This window comes from Streptomyces sp. NPDC088097 (assembly GCF_044741845.1).
Classification (GTDB): domain Bacteria; phylum Actinomycetota; class Actinomycetes; order Streptomycetales; family Streptomycetaceae; genus Streptomyces.
The window spans coordinates 352,097-372,485 of sequence record NZ_JBIUTJ010000003.1 but is presented as its reverse complement, the minus strand read 5'-3'; the positions used below and the strand labels follow the sequence as shown (position 1 = coordinate 372,485).

The following is a 20,389-nucleotide window of genomic DNA, read 5'->3' as shown; positions in this document are numbered from 1 at the left end:
AAGCCGGCACGTGCCACCGCGCATGTTCCAGCGGAAAATGCCAGAACGCCTTTTCGTAGTGCGGAAGTTGAGTAAGTTCCCTCCTGTCGCGCCGTACGACCGTGCACCTCAGCACGTCCGGCCGGGAGGGGAGTCCGCGTGCCCGGGATCGACGAATGCCTGCTCGAAGCCATGGCCCTGCCTGGCGCGAGGGGGGCCGCGCTGGTCGACTGGAGCAGCGGGCTGGCCCTCGGTACCGCCGGAGAATCGCCGGTCGGTGACCACGAGACCACCGCCGCCGAGACGGCCGAACTGGCAAGGGCGGCAGCCGAGTACGAGTCGTTCGCACCCGCGCCCGGCGAGGTCGGCTCCGCCGACGCGACCACCGCCGACGGACCGCCCGTCGAGGACCTGATCGTCACCACCCGCTCGGGATACCACGTCCTCCGCTTCGTCGAGACGAGCTTCGACAGCAGTGTCTTCCTTCACCTATGGCTCGACCGGACCGAAGGCAACCTCGCCCTGGCCCGGCACAAACTCCGCGCCCTGGCCGAAGGGCTGGTGCTGAGATGACCACCGGAACGGCCACCGCGGTCTCACCCCTGCTCACCCGACTCGCCGCCGAACGCGCCACCGGCGCCCTGCTGCGCGACCGCGGCACCCTTTTCCTGGAGGACGGTCGCGTCGTCCACGCGGAGAGCCCCTCGACCCCGGGCCTCGACGTGCTGCTCACGACGGGCGGGGGCCTCGCCCCCGAACGCTGGAACGACGCCGTGAACCAGGCGGGCGCCCGCCGGCAGGTCGCCCGGTTCCTCGTGGACAGCGGCGGCATGGCCGGCGGCGAACTGGAGATATGCCACCTCGCCGCCATCTTCGACGCCGCCTTCTTCGCGCTCTCGCCGGGCAGCGGACCCTCGCGGTTCCGTCGCGGGGCCACCCACTGGATCGGCTCCGTCCGCTCGGTGCCGGCGGCCGCGGTCGAGCGCGAGACGTGCCGCCGCCGGGAGCTGCTTGACGCGGTCTGGCCCTACCCCCTGCTCGACACCGCTCCGGTGGTGCCCCGCCCGGCAGCGCCCGGCCAGACCGTCACCGCCCGCCAGCGGATCCTGCTCGGCCAGGCCGACGGCGTCCGGACCCCCGCCGATCTCGCGTGGGTACTGGGCCGGCCCGCGTTCCACACCCTGCTCGACGTGCGAAGACTCGCGGCGGCCGGTCTGGTCGAAACCCCGCACGAGCCGCCCGCCCCCGAACCGCTCCCGTCCCTGCCCGACTGGATGACCCAGTCCCAGTCCCCGGACGTGGCACTGCTCCGCCGATTACGCGACGCACTGGAGGCAAGTCTGTGAGGCTCCCGCTGCGCCCTGCCCTGCGGGCCGACCGACCCGAGCGGAGGCTGCCCGATGGGAGGAAGGCCGACATGAGTACGGCGCTGGTGCCCGCGGATGCCGAAGCCGAGATACTCGCCGAGCTGCGGCGGCTGAGGGCCCGGGTGCCCCAGTTGACCGGCGCCCTCGCCGCCAGCGCCGACGGCCTGGTGCTCGCCCAGGACAGCGCCGCCACCGAGGCCGAGTCCGTCGCGGCCCTGACCGCCGCCGCCCTCGGCGTGGCCCAACGGCTCAGCGACTGCACCGGCCAGGGCGGCTTCCGTGAACTGCTCGTACGCGGCGAGCACGGGTACGTCGCCACGTACGCGGCCGGCGACGCCGCCGTGCTCACCCTGATCGCGGAACCGCGCGTCAACGTGGGCCGCCTCCACCTGGAGGCCCGCCGCTCCACGCTGCGCATCACCGAACTCATCGACCGGAGCCTGGCCCGCCGCGGCCCGGCCGGGCCACCGGGCCCGTGACCCCCTGGCCCCGTCCGGCCCCTGGCGGGCCCTCCGCAGGACTGTCCTCAGGACATTCCGCATGCCTAACGAAAGCCATCAGCACACCCGGCAAGACCAACGATCACAGAAGGAAGAGGAACCTCTCATGGTCAACGTGGAGACCGCGCTCAAGGAATGCATGTCCACCATCGACGGCGCCATCGGCGCGGCCCTCGTCGACTACGGCAGCGGTATGGCCCTCGGCACGATCGGCGGGGGCAAGGAGCTCGACCTCTCGGTCGCGGCAGCGGGCAACACCGACGTGGTGCGGGCCAAGGTCCGCGCGATGGAGCTGCTCGGCCTGGACGACGAGATCGAGGACATCCTGATCACCCTCGGTAACCAATACCACCTGATCCGGCTGATGAAGGCCCGTGGCAGCGTCGGCTTCTTCCTCTACCTGGCCCTGGACCGGGGCCGGGCCAACCTCGCCATGGCCCGACACCAGCTGAAGAAGATCGAGAACGAACTGGAGATCTGACGGCGGTCACGAGGGCTCCGCGACGGCGCGGTGGCGGGCGGCCGAATTCTTTGCCGTCCGCCCCGGCGGACCCCTGCGTTATGACCGGGATGGGCGGAATTTATCATCCTGTTACAGAGTAAGATGCTGTAATCAGCTGATCATCAACCCGTCGACAAAGTGAAAACGCTGGAGAAGTCGCCACCCATGCCCCCGCGCCTGAGCATCGTCGTACCTGTCTACAACGTCGAGCTCTACCTCGACGAGTGCCTGGAATCCCTCGCAGCTCAGACGTTCGACGATTTCGAAGTCGTCATGGTCGACGACGGATCCACCGACACCAGTGCGACGATCGCCAAGTCCTTCGCGGAGCGTGACCAACGCTTCCGACTGGTCCTCCAGGAGAACGCGGGACTCGGCGCCGCGCGGAACGTCGGCTACCGGCACATCGCCGAGGGCGGCGAGTACGTGGCCTTCGTCGACAGCGACGACACCATGCCGCCGGACGCCTACCAGCGTCTCGTCGGCGCCCTCGACGAAACCGGCTCCGACTTCGCCGCGGGCAACGTCAAGCGCTTCCGCTCCGTCGGCATGCAGCAGTCGTGGGGCCACCGCCTCGCCTTCGCGACGACCCAGTTGAAGACGCACATCTCCAAGTTCCCGGCGCTGGTCACCGACCGCACCGCGTGGAACAAGGTCTACCGGCGCAGCTTCTGGGACGAGCACGGCTTCAGCTACCCGGAGGGCATCCTCTACGAGGACGCCCCCGTCAGCATCCCCGCCCACTACTTCGCGACCTCCGTCGACGTCATCGCCGACCCGGTCTACCACTGGCGGGTCCGCGAGACCGGCGAGCGCTCCATCACCCAGCGCGCCACCGACCCCGTCTCCGTCATCGACCGTGTGACCTCCGTCCGCCTGGTCCGCGAGGCGCTCCTCGGCAAGCAGGGCGAGAAGTACGCCCGCTACCTGCGCGACTACGACCGCAACGTGCTCAGCGAGGAACTCCCGCTCATCTACAAGTACGTCGCCGAGGCCGGCCCCGACTTCCGCGAGGCCTTCGTCAAGGAAGTCGGCGGCCTCATCCGGGAGATAGGCACCGAGCCCTGGGCCGACCTCACGGTCGCCGACCGGCTCAAGGCCTACCTCGCCCGCGAGGGCCGCGTCGAGGAGTTCACCGCCCTCCAGCGCCATCAGCGGGACTTCATCTACAGCGTTCCCGTCAAGGGGCTCGCCCGCCCCCAGGCCGACTACCCCTTCCTCAAGGCACCCGTCCCCGCCAAACTGCTGACCCTCGGAGCGCGCGAGCGTCGCGTCGTCAGCCGGCTGGAGCAAGTCGCCTGGAACGACGGGAAGTTGCTGCTGCGCGGCTACGCCCTCCCCGGCCACATGGGCGCCGAGAGCCGGCTCGGCTCCCGCAAGATGCTGATCTTCCGCGAGAACGGCAAGCGCCGCCGCACCGTGGTCAACACCCGCACCGTCGCCTCCCCGATGGCCACCGTGCACGCCCCCCACCTCGCCCTGCGCCACGCCGACTGGGCCGGCTTCACCGCCGCGGTCGACCCCGGCGTCTTCCAGTCGGGCGGCAAGTGGCGTGCGGGCACCTGGTCCGTCTCCGTCGCCGTCACCGGCGCGGGCGGCCTGCACCGCGCCCGCCTCAAGGGCGGCGAGCACGACAGCGCGCTCACCCCGCCCGCCTACTGGGCCACCCCCGACGTGCGGATCGTGCCCAACGTCAACAACGTCCTGACCATCCAGGTCGAGATCGTCCGCGCCCGGGCCCTCGACGTCCGCCGCACCGACGACGCCCTGGAGATCTCCGGAGAGCTGGCCGCCGAGGTCGGCGCCGGAGCCGTCCTGCGCGCGCACCACACCGGCACCGGAACCGTCCACGAGGTCCCGCTGGACACCGAGGCCCCCGCCGGCCCGGGCGGTCGGACCCCCTTCACCGTGCGCCTGCCCCTCGCCGGCCTCGGCGCCGTCCCCGACCGCCGGGGCACGAAGGGCGGCTGGGCCCCCGAGTCCTGGTACCTGCACGTGGTCCGGGCCGACGGAACCCGCCACCCCCTCGTCCACGACGAGCGCGGCGGCTTCACCGGCCTCGTCGTCCCCCTGCCGGACGACGCCTCCGGCCGGGCCGTGTACGCCAAGCGCTCCTCCGGCGGTCACCTGACCCTGTCCGTCCAGTCCTCGCCGCCGCTCGTCGACACGGTCACGGCCCACGGCGAGACCCTGACCCTGCGCGGCCCCTTCCGGGCGCCCGAGGCCGACGCCGAGCGCCCGTACGAACTGGTCCTCCACAACCAGTACGGCACGGAGTTCAGCTACCCCGTCACCCGCGACGGAGACCGCTTCGAGGCCTCCTTCGAACCCGTCCTGCCCGCCGACCGGGCCGGCCGCACCACCCTCCCGGCCGGCCGCTGGTGGCCCACCCTGCGCCCGGCCGACCACAGCCGGGACACCGCCGGACAGCTCGGCGTGGACCGGGGCGCACCCCTCCAACTCCTGCCGTCCGTCATGCTGTCGGGCCCGCACGCCGTCACCGTCCTGGGCCGCCGCATGCGCGTCGAGGCCCGCCTCCACGACCGCATGGCCCTGGTCTGCGACCCGCTCCTGAGCCCGCACGACCGCTCCCACTACGCCCAGCGCGTGGCCCGCGACGTCACCTACCCGGCCCAGCGCGAACTGCCCGTCAAGGACATGGCCGTCTACGACACCTTCCAGGGCAACGGCGCCGGCGACTCGCCCCGCGCCATCCACGAGGAACTGCTGCGCCGGGGCGAGAAGTTGGAGCACGTCTGGCTCGTCCGCGACGGCCGCACCGAGGTCCCCGCGACCGCGCGCGCCGTCCAGCACGGCAGCCTGGAGGCCTGGGAGGTCCTGGCCCGGGCCCGCTACTACGTCACCAACGACAGCGTGCCGCGCACCTTCAGGCGTCGCCCCGGCCAGACCGTCGTCCAGACCTGGCACGGGACCCCGCTGAAGCAGATCGGCTATGACTTCACGCACGACTACTACACCAGCCCCGAGGTGCTGGAGGGCCTGGAGCACGACAGTGCCCAGTGGACGCTGCTCGCCTCCCCGGGCAGCTACGCCACCCCCGTGCTCCAGCGAGCCCTCGGCTACCGCGGCGAGGTCGTCGAGTCGGGCAGCCCGCGCACCGACGCCCTCGTCCGCCCCGACGCGGACCGGATCGCCGACGTCCGCCGCCGGCTGGGACTGCCCGAGGGCAAGAAGGTCGTCCTCTACCTCCCGACCTGGCGCGAGAACCGCCTCGGCTGGACCGGCGGCTACAAGCTGGACATGCGGATCGACGTCGAAGCGGCCCGCCGCGAGCTGGGCGAGGACCACGTCCTGCTCGTCCGCGCCCACCACAAGGTGGGGGAGCAGGTCAACGGCGGCGTCCGGGACGGCTTCGTCGTGGACGTGTCCCGCTGGCCCGACACCACCGACCTGCTGCTCGTCGCCGACGTGCTGATCTCGGACTACTCCTCGGCGTTGTTCGACTTCGCGCTCACCGACCGGCCGATCCTGCTGTTCGCGTACGACCTGCCGCACTACCGCGACACCCTGCGCGGCTTCACCTTCGACCTGGAGGCGAAGGCCCCCGGGCCGCTGCTGACGGACTCCGACAGCCTGATCGCGGCCGTACGCGACGCGGACGCCCTCGGCGTCGAGTACGCCGGCGCGCGGGCCGCGTTCCGCGAGGAGTTCTGCGACCTCGACGACGGCCGCGCCACCGAGCGGGTCGTGGACCGCATGCTCGGGAAGTAGCCCGCAGGGGTGAACGTACGGAAAGGTCCCGCGCCCACCGATGAGTTTCGGGCGCGGGACCTGTCTGTAGGAGAGGGACGGCAGCGGGCCGCCCCGTACCCCTCCCGGAGGCAACCATGCCCAGCAACGGCTTCACCACCTGTCTGTGGTTCGACGGCAACGCGGAGGCCGCCGCCGACTTCTACCTGTCGGTCTTCAAGGACGGCAAGCTCGGCCGGATCGGCCGCTACAACGAGGCCGGGCCCGGTCCGGCGGGCGAGGTGATGGTCGTCGAGTTCGAGATCAACGGGCAGAAGTTCGTGGGGCTCAACGGAGGCCCGCAGTTCCGCTTCTCCGAGGCGATCTCCTTCCAGATCCACTGCGCCGACCAGGCCGAGACGGATCACTACTGGGCGGAGCTGACCCGGGACGGCGGAGAGGGAGTCGCCTGCGGCTGGGTCAGGGACAGGTTCGGAGTCTCCTGGCAGGTCATCCCCGTCGAGGCCATCGAGCTGATCTCCGACCCTGACCCGGAGCGCGCCGGCCGCGCGACCGCCGCGATGCTGAAGATGAAGAAGCTCGACGCCGCGGAGATGCGCCGGGCCGCCGACGCGGCCTGAACCGTCCTGCCGCCGCCCCCGCGCCGGCCCGCCGGGGGAGCGGGGCGGTTCAGCGGAGCGGCGGTCGGTGCAGGGTTCGGCGCAGGGCGGGCGGGGAGCCGTCGTCCAGGGACGCGCCGAGACGGCGCAGTTGGGCGCGTCTTTCCGTGTCGCCCCTCTCGCGGAGGGCCCCGGCCCAGACGCCCTTGCGCTCGTCGGTGACCGCGACGGTCCCGTGGAACAGCGCGTACAGGGCGTACCAGCGCACCACACCGTCCTCGTCCGCCGGCAGGGACGCCGCGCGCTCGGAGACGTGCCGGGTCGGCCGTCGTTGCACGGCGTCCAGGCAGGGCGAGGGACCGTCGTCCGTGTCGGCCGATCCGATCTCGCGCAACGCGCCCACGAACAACTCGCCCGTGGACGTGGACGTGGACGTGGGCGTTGGCGTTGGCGTTGGCGTGAGAGTCGACGTGGGCGGCGCCGTGGACGTGCGTGGGTCCGGGGTCGGTGGCGGCCGGTGGACCTCGGCCTAGGCCGACTCCGCGGAAACGCGGGTCAGCAGGGCCGGGAGGGCGCTGCCGATGGGTTCGCGGACGATCTCGGTGGCCAGGGAGTCGTACGGGGTCTCCTCGGCGTTCACGATGATCAGGCGGGCCCCCGCCTCGGCGGCCATCCCGGCCAGTGAGGCGGCGGGTTGGACCTGGAGGGTGCTGCCGACCGCGATGAACACCTGGCAGCCCTTGGCCACCGCCATGGCTTGGCCCAACACCTCGGGGTCGAGCCGCTCGCCGAACATCACGGTGGCCGTCTTGAGGATCCCGCCGCAGGTCAGGCAGGCCGGGTCGGGCTCCCCGGCGGCGACCCGGGCCAAGGCCTCGTCCAACGTCGTCCGGGCCCGACAGTCCGTGCACACCACCGCCCGGGCCGTCCCGTGCAGCTCGAACACCTTGCGCGCGGGCATGCCGGCCAGCTGGTGCAGCCCGTCCACGTTCTGGGTGATCACCCGGACCGGGGTGCCGCCGCGTTCCAGCTCGGCCACCGCCAGGTGCGCGGCGTTCGGCCGGGGCGCGGCGGCCCGGAGCTCGGCGCGCATCAGCCAGGAGCGGCGCCGGATCTCCGGATCGGCCATGTAGTACGCGTACGTCACGAGCTTCTCGGCGTCGGGCTCGCGCCGCCACAGGCCCTGCGGCCCCCGGTAGTCCGGAATCCCGGAGTCGGTGGACATTCCGGCCCCACTGAACACTGCGACGAGCGGCTTCCCCATGGAACCGACCCTACGCAGCCCCGCACCGGTCCGCGACCCTATTCCCCGTGGTCCAGGAGCCGCTGGAGCAGGGGCGCGGCGAAGTCGACCAGGGCGCGGGCCGGCAGCAGCCGGCAGGCCGCCCCGCCCACCTTCACCTCGGCGATCCCCGCGTGCCGCTCGAACGCGGCGCCGAGCACCGGGAAGTGCGTGCCGTTGTCGTCGCCCACGTCCGGGGTCTCGACCCACACCCGTTCGCCCGCCACCTCCATCGGGAAGCGGCGCACCTTCAACCGGGGGCGCGGCAGGAGCGATTCGACGTGGTGCAGGAAGGAGTTGCGGTCGTGCCCCACCCCGATCAGCAGGATGTGCGCGTCCAGGTCGTGGAGCCGCCCGAACGGCGAGTTCCGGCCCAGCGCGAAACCCAGGGACTGGCCCTCGGTGATCTCGGCGGCGCGCGCGCCGACCGCCGCCACCGAGGCCTGCGGATGCGCGCTGCGCAGGCTCTGCGGCAACGACCGCAGCGCCTCCGGTACGGCGCCCAGCGCGCGGGTCACCGGAAGGCCGGGCCCGAACAGCGGGACCGCCGCCCGCCGCGCGGCGACCTCCGGGCCGGGAACGCCCACGTGCTCCGGATCCGGGTCGGCGACTTCCCAGGTGAAGGCGGGCACGGCCACGGTCCCGGCGGGGCCGACCGCTTCCCGCAGGCTCGCCACCACGGTGCCCGCACCGCCCTCGACCCGTCCCAGGCTGGACAGGGAGGCGTGCACCATCAGGGTCGCGCCCTCCCGGACTCCGACCCGCCGCCACCCCGCCACCAGTTCCGTCGTACCGATCATGCCGTGCACGTGCCGTCCCGCCGTTCGTTCGTGTGCTCCGCTCCCGGCGATCAGATCATTCCCGGCCGCGGGGCGTGCGGGCGGGGCCGGGTGGCGGGGGGAGATTCGTTTCTCCGGTGAATCCGCGCACCCACCGGGGTGAGCCCGCGCCGCGCCCTTGACGCACTTCCCGGCCCTACGGCTAGAAACCGGACATGACGTTGATGCCGTACCGCTGTGGGGCCCTGCTGCTCGCCCTGTCCGCCGCTCTGTCCGGCGCCCTGTGCCCGCTGCCCGCCTCGGCGGCCCCGGCGGTTTCCGCAGCCGTGCCCGGAGATCCGGCGCCGCGCCACCGCCACCTGCACACCGCCGAGGAGATCGCCCGCTTCCTGCGCTCCTTCTACGGGAACGGCGGCCCCACCGCCGAGGACCGCGGCCACCGCGTCTCTCAGCAACTGCGCGAGAAGCAGGACCGCACCCCCGAGACCGACGTACTGCTCTGCACCCACGAGGTCCCGAGGAGCATCGCCGTCGGCCCGAGCACCGTCGCCCAGGCGGCGGGCGTGGGTTGGGCCACCGTCACCACCTCCTGGGACGGCGGGGTCACCGACACCTTCACCGCCTACGTGCGCCTCGACTCCCTCCCGATCCAGCTCGACGACGTGATCTGCGCGGGCTGATTCCCGACGGGGCCCGGCCGGCCCTCTGGTACAACACCGGACATGACGGGATTCGAGATCGCCGGCGCGAGCGCCACCGACATGGAACTGATGCGGACCTGGGCGGAGGAGGAGGGCTGGAACCCGGGCCACGGCGACCGCTTCGCCTTCGCGGTCGCCGACCCCGGGGGCTTCCTCGTCGGGCGGCGCGACGGGGAGCCCGTCGCCTGCGTCTCCGCCGTGCGCTACGGCTCCGGCTTCGGGTTCATCGGCTTCTACATCGTCCGCCCCGACCTGCGCGGCCGTGGCTACGGGATGCGGCTGTGGAACGCGGCCACGCGGAGGCTCGACGGGCGATTGACCGGCCTCGACGGAGTGGTCGAGCAGCAGGGCAACTACCGCAGGTCCGGCTTTCGTTCGGCGTGGACCAACATGCGCTACGAGGGGGTTCCGCAGGCCGGTGACGACGGGGCCGTGCGCATCGTGGACGCCGCCTCGCTGCCCTTCGCCATGCTCGCCGCGTACGACCGCCGGTTCTTCCCGGAAGCCCGCGACGCCTTCCTCGCGGCCTGGACCTCACTGCCCGACCGCACCGCCCTCGCCGCCGTCCGGGACGGGCGGATCGAGGGCCTCGGGGTGGTCCGTCCCTGTGTCGGGGCCGCCCGCATCGGGCCGCTCTACGCCGCCACCCCGCAGGTGGCCGCCGCCCTGACGCGGCGGTTGGCCGAGCACGCCCCCGACGGGGCGGTGTCCCTGGACGTGCCCGACGCGAACCCGGCGGCGGTGACCCTGGCGCAGGAGCTCGGTCTGACCCCGGCGTTCGAGACGGCCCGCATGTACACGGGGGCGCCGCCCGAGCTGGACCTGGCCGCGCTCTACGCGGTCACCAGCCTCGAACTCGGCTGAGCGGCGGGCCCGTTCGCCAGAGCCGGGCCCGCCGTCCGAGCGGATGCGGAGCCGTGCGGGGCGGCGGTCGCACGGCGCCGCCCGGCGCGGAGCACACGCGGGGTCTTGCGGGATCTTCAGGTGCGGGGCCCCGCGGTGGGGGACCCCGAGGCGCGCGGCGGCGTCAGATGCCGAACAGCACGCCGTTGCTGCTGTGGAGGTTGCACGGGTTGCCGAAGGTGTGGCTGTAGCTCAACCTGCGGCCCTGCCAGACCCCGTCGGTGGTGATCGTCACCGGGTTCCACTCGCGCGTGCACGCCGTATCGGGTCGGGGCGCGGTCAGCACGTCCAACGAGGCTCCGCTCGACCGGAGTTCGGCGCAGGCCGCCGCCGGGGCGGGGTGCGTGCCTCCCGGCCGGGGCGCGCACACCAGCGTCACGGCGCGCAGCACCGTCCCCTCGGCGGCGTCCTCCCCGGCCGTCACGCTTACCACGAGGGCGGAGGGCGCGTACAGCGTCTGCGTGCCGGACGGGGCCGCGTCGGCGGTTCCGCTCCCGGTCAGCGCGGTGAGGGCGGTGAGCGCCATGGCTCCGGAAGCCAGTCCCAGGCTCCTGGTGATGGACCGCATTTCGAACACTCCTCGACTCGGTGTTTCGGATAACGGACGGGAGTCTTGCCCATGGGGGCGGGGAACGCCCGTTCGTACCGCTGTTTCTCGTCACCGATCGTGAGGGAGTGTGTGCAGTCCGCAGCGGTGCGCCACGCCGTGACCTGTGGGGGAGCGGTCCGCCGAAACGGCCGAACACCCCCCCATCGAGCCCGATCGGACGCGCCGGGCCCGTTGATCCAGGTCAGCGGGTGGCGCCCGTACGCGGGGCGTAGAGGTCAAGGAGGCGGGTGCGGGTCTGCTGGAGCCGGACGGCGAGGACCCGACCCACCCAGTGGCCCACGGCGGATCCGAAGGCCGGGTCGGCGTCCATGAGCATCCGCACGCTCGGCCCGTCGAACTCGTAGGCGCGTACCGGCGTCATGGCCTCGGCGCCCAGCTGCCAGACGTACGGCGGGAACAGCCACGACCAGCCCACCAGCTCCCCGGGGCCCAGGCTCTCCACGGGAGCGGGCCGTTGCCCCGGCATGGGGACCTCCAGGGTCACCGTGCCGGAGCGCACGATCCAGAAGCACTCGGCCCGGTTGCCCTCGTCGAAGATGCGGGCGCCCTCGGGGAAATTGACCTCACGGGCCTGCGACATCAGTCGGCCGCGATGCTCGGTGGACAGGACGGCGGCGACCCGGATGGGGGAAGGTGTGCTCACGACGGCCTCCGATCACGACCCCCCGAAGCGCTCTGCTTCCCCCAGTGTCGCCGACGGACGCCGGAACGCACCGGGACGCGGCGCACCGGGCCGGACGGACACGTACGGTCGTCCGCCCCCCCACCGTGGGTGGCGACCCGGGCCCCGATACATCAGGCATTGCCTAGTCCTCGGCGTTGGCCTCCAGGCAGGCCAGTTCCATCGCGTCGAGCACCGCTTCGTGGCTGCGGCGGCTCAGCTCGGCCACGTTCTCGATCTGGGCCGTCGTCCAGGCGGCCAGGGTCATCACCAGGACCCGCAGCCCGTCCGTGCCGTGCTCGGCGAGGATCTCGTCCGCGACGAGCATGGCGTCCTCGGGGACCTGCTCGGCGGGCTCCAGCCCCGCGAGGCCGCGCAGCATCGCCAGGGTGCGGCGGGAGATCTCCGGAGTGATACTCGCCAGCCGCATGTCTTCTTCGTCGTCCATCAGCCCCACCCTCCGGTCCTGCCCCTGCCCGCGCGCGGGCCCAACCCCACCAGGGCACGGTAGAGGGGTGGGGCCGTCCGCGGGGCGGTTTTGACGGGCCGGTCGGTGGCAAGGGGTGGCGCGCGTACGCCGGGGTTGACGGGGGAGCGCCCCGGCGGCCCCCACGGCTCCGGGGCCTCCTGTGCCTTCCCTGTGCCGCGACCGGCCGGTAACTTGTCGGCCGCAGTCGCCCGGAGCGGGCGGCCGGAGCCGGCGGGAGCGAGATGAAGAGCCTTCTACGCGTGGTGTTGAGCGTGCTGCTTCTGGCGGGCGGGGTCCTCACCGGGCAGCCCGCGACCGCCGCCGCGCTCCCGGCGCCACCGGTCACCACTCTCCCCGCGCCGCCGGTCACCACTCTCCCCGCACCGCCGGTCTCCGCGCTCCCCGGGCCCGGGGCGGCGGAGGTCTGGACGCCGCCGCTGTCCACCCGGGGCCGCTACATCGTCGACGCCGCCGGGAACCGCTTCCGACTCCGCTCGGGGAGCTGGGACGGCGCCCAGGGATCCTGGAACGGCTCCGGCGACGCGGGCGACCCCGCCAACCACCACGCGGGCCAGGACTCCCACGGGATACCGATCGGCCTGGACCGGGTCCCGCTGCCCACCCTCCTGGCCGACTTCAGGGCCCTCGGGCTCAACAGCGTCCGCCTCCCCTTCTCCAACGAGATGCTGCACACCACCGCCACCGTCCCGGACGCCGCCGTCGCGGCCAACCCGGCGCTGCGCGGTCGCACCCCGCTCCAGGTGTTCGACGCCGTCGTCGCCGCCCTGACCGAGGCCGGATTCGCCGTCATCCTCAACAACCACACCGGCACCACCCGCTGGTGCTGTGGTCTCGACGGCAACGAGCGCTGGAACAGCGGTCGTTCCACCGCCCAGTGGGCCGACGACTGGGTCTTCCTCGCCCGGCGTTACCGCGCCAACCCGCGCGTGGTCGGCGCCGACCTCTACAACGAGGTCCGCCGCGACCTGTGGGACGACCCCAACTGGGGCCTCGGTGACGGCCACGACTGGCAGGCCGCCGCGCAGGAGGCCGCGGACAGGATCCTGATCGAGGCCAACCCGGACCTCCTCATCGTCATCGAGGGCATCAACTGGACGGGCATCCCGGCGGACGGCCTCCCGCACGGCCGTCCCGCGCTCACCCCCGTCCGCACCCTCTCCCACACCCTCGTCGTCTCCGGAAAGCTCGTCTACGCGGCCCACTTCTACGGGTACACCGGCCCCCACCACAGCGGCGCGACCGGCACGGGCGAGACCCACGACCCCCGCTACCAGGACATGACCCCGACCGAGCTCGAACGGACCCTCTACGACCAGGCCTTCTTCGTCTCCGCCGAAACCGGCACCCACTTCACCGCCCCCGTCTGGATCAGCGAGTTCGGCATCGGCGCCGACGAGACCGGCGCCGCCCCGCGCGCCTGGTTCGCCAACCTCACCGGCCGACTGGCCGCCACCGACGCCGACTTCGCGTACTGGCCCCTCGTCGGCTGGAGCACCACCGCTCAGGGAGCCCCGGGCGGCGACAGCTGGGCGATGCTCCGCTACGACCACACGGGCCGCCGCACCGGAGCCCTCGACCCCGGCGACTGGCGCACCGCCCCCTGGACCGCCCTCACCACCGGCCCCTCCCGCACCGGAGCGGTGCCGATTGGCCCGGCCTGGTACCAGCTCAGCACCGACCACCGGGACCACAACGCCTCCCTGCGCACCCTGGCCGGCGGTGACTGGGACAGCGGCGCCCGCAAGGCCGTCTGCCCGGACGGCTCCCGGCTGGCGGGCCTCGGCCACACCGGTGGGCGCGGCCTGTGCGTCGGCTCGGACCTGCGGAGCGCGTCACCGGGCCAGACCGTCGTCCGCGACGAGGCGTACGTACCGCCCGGGGGCGATTGGGCCTCGGGCTATACCAAGCTCCAGTGCCCGGCGGGGCAGTTCCTGACCGGGTACAGCCTGCGCGGGCAACGGGTCTCGGCCGCCCTGTGCGTCCCGGCCCGTACGGTCCTGCCTGCCGGAGCGGGCCGCACCGTCTGGTTCGACCGCTCGGACAACCGCCCGGCGGGTGCGGCGGGCGGCGACTTCGCCTCCGGCCACTACAAGGGCCAGTGCGGGCTCGCCGAGTACGCGGCGGGCATCGCCTTCACCACCCGCGCCGCCGCCCTTCCCTCCCCGGCGGCCCTGCTGTGCCGGCCCCTCCCGACCGGCTGAGCGGCGACCGCCGCCGGGGGCGGCCCGGCGCCCTCCCCGCAGCGGTGCGACCGTGGTGGCCGGGCCCCCGCACCCGGCCGTTCCGTGGTCCTCCGGTCACGATCGGCAACCGATGGGTCAAGTCTGATGACCGGCGCCCCGATTCGTCCTAGGGTGCGCCCGTACGCATGGCCGTCGTCCGCGTGTCGGGGCGCCCGGCCGTACGTCCGTGTGCCGCGCGGCCCGTGTGGCACACACGCACCAGTGCGCACATCGAACTGGGGGGTTCATGCGTAGATCCAGAGGGTTGGCGGTCGCTCTCGCCCTGTCCCTGGCCGGCTCCGGCGCGATCGTGGGCCTCGGCCTCGTGCCACAGGCCGCGGCCATCACCCCGCCCGTGGCCTTCACCGCCGATGCCCTGCCCACCTGGCAGCCCAACGGCGTGGTCTGGGCGCTCGCCGAGGCGGGCGGCAGCGTGTTCGTCGGCGGCACCTTCTCCGCCGTACGCCCGCCCGCCGGCGGCGGGGGCAGCGAGCAGTCGGCGGTGAACTTCGTGGCCCTGGACGCCGCGACGGGCGCCCCGACCTCCTGCAAGCTGTCCTTCACCATCGGCAGCGGCACCGCCACGGTCCGCGCCCTCACCCTCTCGCCCGACAAGCAGACCCTCTACGCGGGCGGCTACTTCGGGGCCGTCAACGGCACCCCGGTCTCCAGCATCGCCGCCATCGACGTGGACACCTGCACGGTGAAGGCGGGCTTCCGCCCCGCGTTCGCGGCCACGGTCCGGGCCATCGCCGTCACCGCCGACACCGTTTACGCGGGCGGCGACTTCCTCACCGTCGCCGGCCAGTCGCGCCAACGCTTCGCCGCCGTGGACGCCGACGACGGCGCGTTGCGCCCCTTCACCGCGAACGCGGACGAGCCCGGCCGGGCCGTGGAGGTCACCCCCGACGGCCAGAACGTGCTGCTGGGCGGCGACTTCTTCACCGTCAACGGTACGAACACGCACGCGCTGGCCGTGGTGGACGCCACCAGCGGGGCCCTCACCAAGTCCTACGCGGGCTTCATCGAGACCAACTCCGTCGTCAAGGACATCGCCACCGACGCCACCGGCTTCTACACCGGCAACGAGGGCACCGGCGGTGGGGTCTTCGACGGCCGCATCGCCCTGAACCTGTCCGACTTCAACCAGCGCTGGCGCGACACCTGCCTCGGCGCCACCCAGGCCGTGCTGCCCTACCAGAGCGTGCTCTACAGCGCCTCGCACGCCCACGACTGCTCCAGCGTCGGCGAGTACCCCGACGGCCAGCGCCACCACCTCCTCGCGCAGCCGACCGACAGCGTCGGCAAGCTGGGCTGGGCCCCCGACACCAACGACGGCATCGGGGAGGGCATCGGCCCGCGCGTGATGACCGTCGGCTCCAAGGCGGGCACCCCCTACCTGTGGGTGGGCGGCGAGTTCACCACGGTCAACGGGGCCGCGCAGCAGAGCCTGACGCGCTTCTCCTCGACCGGCGACACCGGCGCGCCCACCGTTCCCGTGGCGAGCGCCGCCGCCTTCAAACCGGGATCGGTCCAGGTGCGCTGGCGCACCAGCCTCGACCTGGACGACAGCGCGCTGACCTACCGGATCTACCGCAACGGCGCGGCCACCCCCGTCGGGACGGTCACCGCCGACTCGCTGTTCTTCCGCCGCCCGCAGGCCTCCTGGACCGACACCACCGCCCAGGGCGGCCAGTCCTACACCTACCGGGTCACGGCCACCGACGCGGCCGGCAACGTCAGCGCCCCGTCCGCGCCCACCACGGTGACGGTGCCGGCCTCCGCCGACGCCTACCCGAGCCAGGTCCGGGCCGACGGCGCCCAACTGTTCTGGCGCTACGACGACACCGCCCTGCCCTACGTCGCGGATTCCTCGGACGGCGGCGACCAGGCGGGCGTCCACTACAACGCCCCGGCCCTGCGCCAGTCGCCCGGCGCGGTCAACGGCGCGAGCACGGCCATCGGCTTCAACGGCACCAACGCCCACGTCTACGGTGACCGTCGGCAGTCGGTGGGAGCCACCTACAGCATCGAGACCTGGTTCAGGACGAACACGACCCAGGGCGGCAAGCTGGTCGGCTTCGGCAACCAACAGACCAACAACAGCAGCCAGTACGACAAGCACGTCTACATGACCAACGACGGGCGGTTGGTCTACGGCGTCTACACCGGAGCCACCCGCACCGTCACCACCTCCGGCAGCTACAACGACGACCAGTGGCACCACGTCGTCGCCACCCAGGGACCGGGCGGCATGGTCCTCTACGTGGACGGCGTCCAGCGCGGCGCCCTCAACGTCACCACGCACGAGGGCTTCTCTGGCTACTGGCGGACCGGCGGGGACAACCTCAACGCCTGGCCGGACCGTCCCACCGGCGATCACTGGGCCGGCCTGCTCGACGAGACCGCCGTCTACCCGACGGTCCTGAGCGCGGCCCAGGTCCAGAACCACTACGCGCTCGCCACCGCCCCGGCCGACTCCGTCGTCCAGGTCACGGCGGCCGAGGACACGTACGCGAACGCGGGCGCCCCGGCCACCAATTACGGCACCTCCGGCTCCCTCGCGGTGCGCGGTACCTCCCTGTACGCGAGCTACCTGCGCTTCACCCTGCCGGCGGCCCCGACGGGCACGGTGCTCAAGTCGGCGACGCTCAGCGTGAAGACCAGCACCATGAGCGGCGCCGGGACCACGGACACCGTCTCGGTGGTCCCGATCACCGGCGCGTGGACGGAGGGCGGCACCACGTACAACAACCGCCCCGGCCTCGGCGCTCCCGCCCTCGGGAGCTACCCGGGGATCCCCGACGGTTCGGCGGTCCACACCGCCGGCCTGGACACCGCCACCGTGGCGGACGCCCTGGGCGGCTCCTACGGCCTCGCGTTGACCAGCGCCGGTACGGACGCGCTGTGGCTGTGGTCCTCGCAGGCGGCGGCCAACGAGGGGACGCCCCGGCTGACCCTCACCTTCGGCGCCCCCTGATCCCTCGCCGTCCGTGCCCGTCCCGCGGGGTCGCATCCGGCCCCGCGGGACTCGTCCTCCTCACCCCGCGCCGAGACCCGCGCCGAGACCCGGGCGGACCCCGCGCCGGGCCCCGTCAGCGGCGGGGCTCGACCTCCAGGAAGCGCCGCCCGCGCGGGCCGCGGTACTGGAGGCAGTCCCAGCCGTGCCGTTCCAGCTCCGCCGCGCAGGCCGACAGCCGCTCCCGCTCCTCCAGGGCGGCCCCGCTCCCCGGCGGACCCGGCCAGGTCACCTCGACCTTCCCCGATCCCGGCCCGGCGGACGCCACCCGGTAGCCCGCCCGCACGCGCGCGCCACCCGCGTCCAGCGCGGACGGTGCGAAGCCCGCCGCCTCCAGGACGAGCGCCACCGCGCGCGGCATGAGGCGCAGCTCCCACGGGGCAGGGGCGTCCGGGCCGCCCGCGAGCAGGCGCCGGATCTGGAGCAGACCCTCGTACGCCGTCCGCAGCTCCGCCGCCCGCGCGGGCGCGGTCAGGTCCGCCTCCGGGCCGTCCCCGTCCGCCGGTTCGAACCCCTCACCCCGCACGTCCGTCACGGCCGCGCCTCCCGTCCGTCTGAGTACCTCACGCCGACGGCCTGAGTATCCGCCCCGATCCCCCGACGGGCCGCCGCTGCTGGAATGGGGGCATGACCTCAGCAACCGCCCCCGCCGCGGCCCCCGCCGCGAACCGCCCGCACCTGCGCCGCGTGACCACCGCCGGTTCGGCGCTCGCGGTGGCCCTGGTGCCGCTGGTGGTCGGGGTCCTGGTGGCCAAGGGGATCGCCGCCGACCCGCACGCCCCGGTCAACGCCCTGATCACCGGCGGGGGCCGGCGCGTCGGGCTGCCCCGCGCGGAGTGGAGCCGCCGGGGCCACGCCACGATGCGGCGCCTGCGCACCGCCCGCCGGGACACCGCCCGGCGCTGCACCTACGTCCGCGGACTGCTCGGCCCCTCGTCCTGACAGCTCGGGGTGTCGGGTGCCGCCAAGGCCGTCCCGTGCGGGAGCCGCTCCCGCAGCCAGGCCTCGGCCTCCCGGGGGCTGCGCAGCCGGACCACCCGCAGCGGTGCGTACCGCGGGTCCCCGGCCCGCCGGCCGATCTCCGCCCGCCGGTCCGCGTACCGGGCCCAGGCCCACCACACCGGATGGTCGGCGCGCAGCCACTCCCGCCAGGACTCCCGGTTCCCGCCGAACAGGCGCTCCCGCCGCAGGCTCCGGCGCAGCGATCGCAGCACCACCCGCCGCATGACCACCGCGCGCCCGAGGTCCAGCCACACCACCGTGTCGGCCCGTTCCCACATCAGGTCCCGCACCGCCTCGGGGCCCTGCCCGTCGAGCACCCACCGGTCCGCCCCGGCGACACGGGCCGTGTCCTCGGCGAAGGCGGGATTGACGGCCCACCCCGGCCCGGTGAAGTGGAGGGCGTCCAGCTCGTGGAAGGGCAGCCCGAGCCGACGCTCCAACTCCCGGGCCAGGGTGGACTTCCCGGCCCCGCTGATTCCGAGTACAAGTACGCGCCGCATGGCCGGATCCTACGCCCCGGGGATCACCGGGGCGCCGGATCACCGGGGCGCCGGGGCGCTTCACCGGGTCACGGGACGAGGGGCTCCTGGAGTTCGGTGACCCACCGGTCGCGGTCCTCGGGGCAGGCCAGGGTCAGCTCGCGCGCGTAGCCCGTCGAGCGGTGCCCGTGGGCGTCGATCCAGTGCGCCAGGGCCTGGGCCGTCGGCAGCACCCCGTCCATGGAGCCCCGGTGTACGACCGTCGCCGCCCGTTCGACCGGAGGCAGTTCGACGATCCGTACCGCGCCCCCCAGCTCCCCGGCACGGACGGCCGCCGCGACGGGCAGGCCGGCGTGCACCAGCACGGAGCCCGGCTCGCCGCCGGGAGCCGCCTCGTAGTAGGCGGTGCCCGGGCCGGTCGGTGTGACCTCCGCGCTCTCGACGCGGGCGCACAGCTCCTCGTACAAGGGGCCGATGACCGGCCCGATGTCCTGCGGGGCGTAGCTCGCGGCGATCCCGGTCAGTTCGGCGAGCCGGACGGACGGCAGGCTCTTGAGCACGATCTCTTCGGCGGGCATGGTTCCCTCGCTCTCGATGGTCCGGAGCCTCGTCTCGACCCGGGTGAGGCGGGCGACCGTCTCGGCCACCGCCGTCTCCAGTTCCGCCCGGCGCAGCCGCAGCATCCCGCGCAGCTCTTCCGGGCCCACCTCCTCGTTCAGGATCGATCCCACCTGTTCCAGGCTGAAGCCCAGTTCCTTGAGGGCGATCACCCGGTTGAGGCGGGCCAGCTGCGCCGCCTCGTAGAAGCGGTAGCCGCTGGAGGGGTCGACACGTGCCGGGCGCAGCAGTCCGAGCGCGTCGTAGTGGCGCAGCATGCGGACCGACACCCGGCCGTGCTTGGCGAAGTCTCCGATGGTGTACATGACGCCTTCCATGGGACGGCCTGACACGGTGTGAGGGTCAAGTCTGCCCCACCGCGAGGGAAGGACTCCCAGGTCAGCGGCCGTACTGGCGCACGCACAGATCCACGATCGACGGCGGAACGGTCCCCTCCGCCGCCGCGCACAGCTCCTCCCCGCGCGGGAGGCGCGGCCCCGCCTGGCGCAGATCGCGCGCGGTCGCGGACCCCGGCGGGCGTACGCGGCGGGGCGGGGCGGGCTTCACCGGCCGCTCGCCGCGCGGCCGGGCGCCGGCGGGGGGCTCGGCGGCGGGGGGCTCGGCCTGCGCCGCGTCGGCCGGGAGCGCGCCCAGCGGCAGGGCCGGCCAGTGGGCCCCCTCGGCGAGCCGGCGGTGGGCCGATCCCCCCGCGTCGGGATCGGGGGCGTCCGGCGCCCCCAAGGGCGGTACGGAGCCCCGGGCAGGGTCCGGAAGGGTGGCCTCCGGGCGTACGGAGACACAGCCGGCGCTCGCGAGGAGCGCGAGGAGGGAGAGGGGCAGGGCGGCCCGGCGTAACTGCACGCGACCACCATGCCGTAGTCCGGGGGCTGCCCGGGGCGGTTCCTCACGCGTCCGGGTGACGCGATCGGGACCGGGCGGGGGAGGCCTGGGCGGACCCCGTGTTGCCGAATCGATCCTTCGGGAGG

21 protein-coding genes are annotated in these 20,389 nt (G+C 73.6%); 11 read left to right on the top strand and 10 right to left on the bottom strand.

Translation table 11 applies throughout. The annotated features are described in order from the left end of the window. The first annotated feature begins 138 nt into the window (after positions 1–138). The 6 genes from ACIOD1_RS11695 to ACIOD1_RS11670 all read left to right on the top strand — a co-directional run bounded on the left by ACIOD1_RS11695 (position 139) and on the right by ACIOD1_RS11670 (position 6,679). Positions 139–552: a hypothetical protein gene (locus ACIOD1_RS11695; RefSeq protein ID WP_365611976.1), complete on the top strand. Its 414-nt coding sequence runs from the start codon at positions 139–141 to the stop codon at positions 550–552. Then, positions 549–1,325, top strand: a complete 777-nt coding sequence (locus ACIOD1_RS11690) for a transcriptional regulator (protein ID WP_365611979.1) — start codon at positions 549–551, stop codon at positions 1,323–1,325. Before ACIOD1_RS11695 ends, ACIOD1_RS11690 begins: the two co-directional genes overlap by 4 nt. Before the next feature lie 71 nt (positions 1,326–1,396). Further along, positions 1,397–1,825, top strand: a complete 429-nt coding sequence (locus ACIOD1_RS11685; RefSeq protein WP_365611982.1) for a roadblock/LC7 domain-containing protein — start codon at positions 1,397–1,399, stop codon at positions 1,823–1,825. Positions 1,826–1,952: 127 nt separating this feature from the next. Continuing rightward, positions 1,953–2,327: a hypothetical protein gene (locus ACIOD1_RS11680; protein WP_365611985.1), complete on the top strand. Its 375-nt coding sequence runs from the start codon at positions 1,953–1,955 to the stop codon at positions 2,325–2,327. Between the two features lie 186 nt (positions 2,328–2,513). Continuing rightward, complete coding sequence (locus tag ACIOD1_RS11675; RefSeq protein WP_365611988.1) at positions 2,514–6,080, top strand: bifunctional glycosyltransferase family 2 protein/CDP-glycerol:glycerophosphate glycerophosphotransferase; 3,567 nt, start codon at positions 2,514–2,516, stop codon at positions 6,078–6,080. 116 nt (positions 6,081–6,196) lie between these two features. Next, the gene (locus tag ACIOD1_RS11670) at positions 6,197–6,679 is read left to right on the top strand and encodes a VOC family protein (RefSeq protein ID WP_365611991.1); all 483 of its coding nucleotides are present in this window, start codon (positions 6,197–6,199) and stop codon (positions 6,677–6,679) included. Between the two features lie 49 nt (positions 6,680–6,728). Here ACIOD1_RS11670 and ACIOD1_RS11665 read toward each other — a convergent pair whose 3' ends face one another. The 3 genes from ACIOD1_RS11665 to ACIOD1_RS11655 all read right to left on the bottom strand — a co-directional run bounded on the left by ACIOD1_RS11665 (position 6,729) and on the right by ACIOD1_RS11655 (position 8,740). Continuing rightward, on the bottom strand, positions 6,729–7,061 hold the full coding sequence (locus ACIOD1_RS11665; protein ID WP_401901729.1) for a hypothetical protein: 333 nt from the start codon (positions 7,059–7,061) through the stop codon (positions 6,729–6,731). Between the two features lie 126 nt (positions 7,062–7,187). Further along, positions 7,188–7,922 (bottom strand): SIR2 family NAD-dependent protein deacylase, encoded by a 735-nt coding sequence (locus tag ACIOD1_RS11660; RefSeq protein ID WP_401901728.1) that lies wholly within the window; start codon positions 7,920–7,922, stop codon positions 7,188–7,190. A 38-nt stretch (positions 7,923–7,960) separates the two neighbouring features. After that, on the bottom strand, positions 7,961–8,740 hold the full coding sequence (locus ACIOD1_RS11655; RefSeq protein WP_401901726.1) for an aminoglycoside N(3)-acetyltransferase: 780 nt from the start codon (positions 8,738–8,740) through the stop codon (positions 7,961–7,963). A 194-nt stretch (positions 8,741–8,934) separates the two neighbouring features. On the opposite strand from ACIOD1_RS11655, the gene ACIOD1_RS11650 reads away from it, so the two are divergent. Both ACIOD1_RS11650 and ACIOD1_RS11645 read left to right on the top strand, forming a co-directional pair. After that, on the top strand, positions 8,935–9,399 hold the full coding sequence (locus ACIOD1_RS11650; protein ID WP_365612003.1) for a hypothetical protein: 465 nt from the start codon (positions 8,935–8,937) through the stop codon (positions 9,397–9,399). Positions 9,400–9,441: 42 nt separating this feature from the next. Next, positions 9,442–10,284: a GNAT family N-acetyltransferase gene (locus ACIOD1_RS11645; protein WP_365612006.1), complete on the top strand. Its 843-nt coding sequence runs from the start codon at positions 9,442–9,444 to the stop codon at positions 10,282–10,284. A gap of 163 nt (positions 10,285–10,447) precedes the next feature. Here ACIOD1_RS11645 and ACIOD1_RS11640 read toward each other — a convergent pair whose 3' ends face one another. The 3 genes from ACIOD1_RS11640 to ACIOD1_RS11630 all read right to left on the bottom strand — a co-directional run bounded on the left by ACIOD1_RS11640 (position 10,448) and on the right by ACIOD1_RS11630 (position 12,042). Beyond that, a complete protein-coding gene (locus ACIOD1_RS11640; RefSeq protein ID WP_365612009.1) occupies positions 10,448–10,891 on the bottom strand; it encodes a subtilase-type protease inhibitor in 444 nt (147 codons plus the stop codon). 223 nt (positions 10,892–11,114) lie between these two features. After that, positions 11,115–11,576: a Crp/Fnr family transcriptional regulator gene (locus ACIOD1_RS11635; RefSeq protein WP_365612013.1), complete on the bottom strand. Its 462-nt coding sequence runs from the start codon at positions 11,574–11,576 to the stop codon at positions 11,115–11,117. A 163-nt stretch (positions 11,577–11,739) separates the two neighbouring features. Then, entirely contained in the window at positions 11,740–12,042 is a 303-nt protein-coding gene (locus ACIOD1_RS11630; RefSeq protein ID WP_365612016.1) for a hypothetical protein, read from the bottom strand. A gap of 263 nt (positions 12,043–12,305) precedes the next feature. On the opposite strand from ACIOD1_RS11630, the gene ACIOD1_RS11625 reads away from it, so the two are divergent. After that, positions 12,306–14,285, top strand: coding sequence for a glycoside hydrolase family 5 protein (locus ACIOD1_RS11625; protein WP_401901723.1), 1,980 nt, complete (start codon positions 12,306–12,308; stop codon positions 14,283–14,285). Positions 14,286–14,553: 268 nt separating this feature from the next. Further along, a complete protein-coding gene (locus ACIOD1_RS11620; protein ID WP_401901721.1) occupies positions 14,554–17,286 on the top strand; it encodes a DNRLRE domain-containing protein in 2,733 nt (910 codons plus the stop codon). Between the two features lie 115 nt (positions 17,287–17,401). Here ACIOD1_RS11620 and ACIOD1_RS11615 read toward each other — a convergent pair whose 3' ends face one another. Beyond that, positions 17,402–17,860, bottom strand: a complete 459-nt coding sequence (locus tag ACIOD1_RS11615) for a hypothetical protein (RefSeq protein WP_365612025.1) — start codon at positions 17,858–17,860, stop codon at positions 17,402–17,404. 92 nt (positions 17,861–17,952) lie between these two features. Here ACIOD1_RS11615 and ACIOD1_RS11610 point away from each other — a divergent pair, with 92 nt between their 5' ends. Then, the gene (locus ACIOD1_RS11610; protein WP_365612027.1) at positions 17,953–18,267 is read left to right on the top strand and encodes a hypothetical protein; all 315 of its coding nucleotides are present in this window, start codon (positions 17,953–17,955) and stop codon (positions 18,265–18,267) included. On the opposite strand, the gene ACIOD1_RS11605 is transcribed toward ACIOD1_RS11610, so the two are convergent. The 3 genes from ACIOD1_RS11605 to ACIOD1_RS11595 form a co-directional block, all read right to left on the bottom strand. Further along, a complete protein-coding gene (locus ACIOD1_RS11605; protein WP_401901718.1) occupies positions 18,234–18,827 on the bottom strand; it encodes an adenylate kinase in 594 nt (197 codons plus the stop codon). The genes ACIOD1_RS11610 and ACIOD1_RS11605 overlap by 34 nt on opposite strands. 68 nt (positions 18,828–18,895) lie before the next feature. Then, entirely contained in the window at positions 18,896–19,729 is an 834-nt protein-coding gene (locus ACIOD1_RS11600; protein ID WP_401901716.1) for a MerR family transcriptional regulator, read from the bottom strand. 73 nt (positions 19,730–19,802) lie between these two features. After that, entirely contained in the window at positions 19,803–20,264 is a 462-nt protein-coding gene (locus ACIOD1_RS11595; RefSeq protein WP_365612036.1) for a hypothetical protein, read from the bottom strand. Between the last annotated feature and the right edge of the window lie 125 nt (positions 20,265–20,389).

Bases quoted from the DNA above. Each gene is read 5' to 3' on its own strand.
- ACIOD1_RS11690 (WP_365611979.1), top strand. From the start codon at position 549: ATGACCACCGGAACGGCCACCGCGGTCTCACCCCTGCTCACCCGACTC.
- ACIOD1_RS11685 (WP_365611982.1), top strand. From the start codon at position 1,397: ATGAGTACGGCGCTGGTGCCCGCGGATGCCGAAGCCGAGATACTCGCC.
- ACIOD1_RS11680 (WP_365611985.1), top strand. From the start codon at position 1,953: ATGGTCAACGTGGAGACCGCGCTCAAGGAATGCATGTCCACCATCGAC.
- ACIOD1_RS11675 (WP_365611988.1), top strand. From the start codon at position 2,514: ATGCCCCCGCGCCTGAGCATCGTCGTACCTGTCTACAACGTCGAGCTC.
- ACIOD1_RS11670 (WP_365611991.1), top strand. From the start codon at position 6,197: ATGCCCAGCAACGGCTTCACCACCTGTCTGTGGTTCGACGGCAACGCG.
- ACIOD1_RS11660 (WP_401901728.1), bottom strand. From the start codon at position 7,922: ATGGGGAAGCCGCTCGTCGCAGTGTTCAGTGGGGCCGGAATGTCCACC.
- ACIOD1_RS11655 (WP_401901726.1), bottom strand. From the start codon at position 8,740: ATGATCGGTACGACGGAACTGGTGGCGGGGTGGCGGCGGGTCGGAGTC.
- ACIOD1_RS11650 (WP_365612003.1), top strand. From the start codon at position 8,935: ATGACGTTGATGCCGTACCGCTGTGGGGCCCTGCTGCTCGCCCTGTCC.
- ACIOD1_RS11645 (WP_365612006.1), top strand. From the start codon at position 9,442: ATGACGGGATTCGAGATCGCCGGCGCGAGCGCCACCGACATGGAACTG.
- ACIOD1_RS11640 (WP_365612009.1), bottom strand. From the start codon at position 10,891: ATGCGGTCCATCACCAGGAGCCTGGGACTGGCTTCCGGAGCCATGGCG.
- ACIOD1_RS11630 (WP_365612016.1), bottom strand. From the start codon at position 12,042: ATGGACGACGAAGAAGACATGCGGCTGGCGAGTATCACTCCGGAGATC.
- ACIOD1_RS11625 (WP_401901723.1), top strand. From the start codon at position 12,306: ATGAAGAGCCTTCTACGCGTGGTGTTGAGCGTGCTGCTTCTGGCGGGC.
- ACIOD1_RS11620 (WP_401901721.1), top strand. From the start codon at position 14,554: ATGCGTAGATCCAGAGGGTTGGCGGTCGCTCTCGCCCTGTCCCTGGCC.
- ACIOD1_RS11610 (WP_365612027.1), top strand. From the start codon at position 17,953: ATGACCTCAGCAACCGCCCCCGCCGCGGCCCCCGCCGCGAACCGCCCG.
- ACIOD1_RS11605 (WP_401901718.1), bottom strand. From the start codon at position 18,827: ATGCGGCGCGTACTTGTACTCGGAATCAGCGGGGCCGGGAAGTCCACC.
- ACIOD1_RS11600 (WP_401901716.1), bottom strand. From the start codon at position 19,729: ATGTACACCATCGGAGACTTCGCCAAGCACGGCCGGGTGTCGGTCCGC.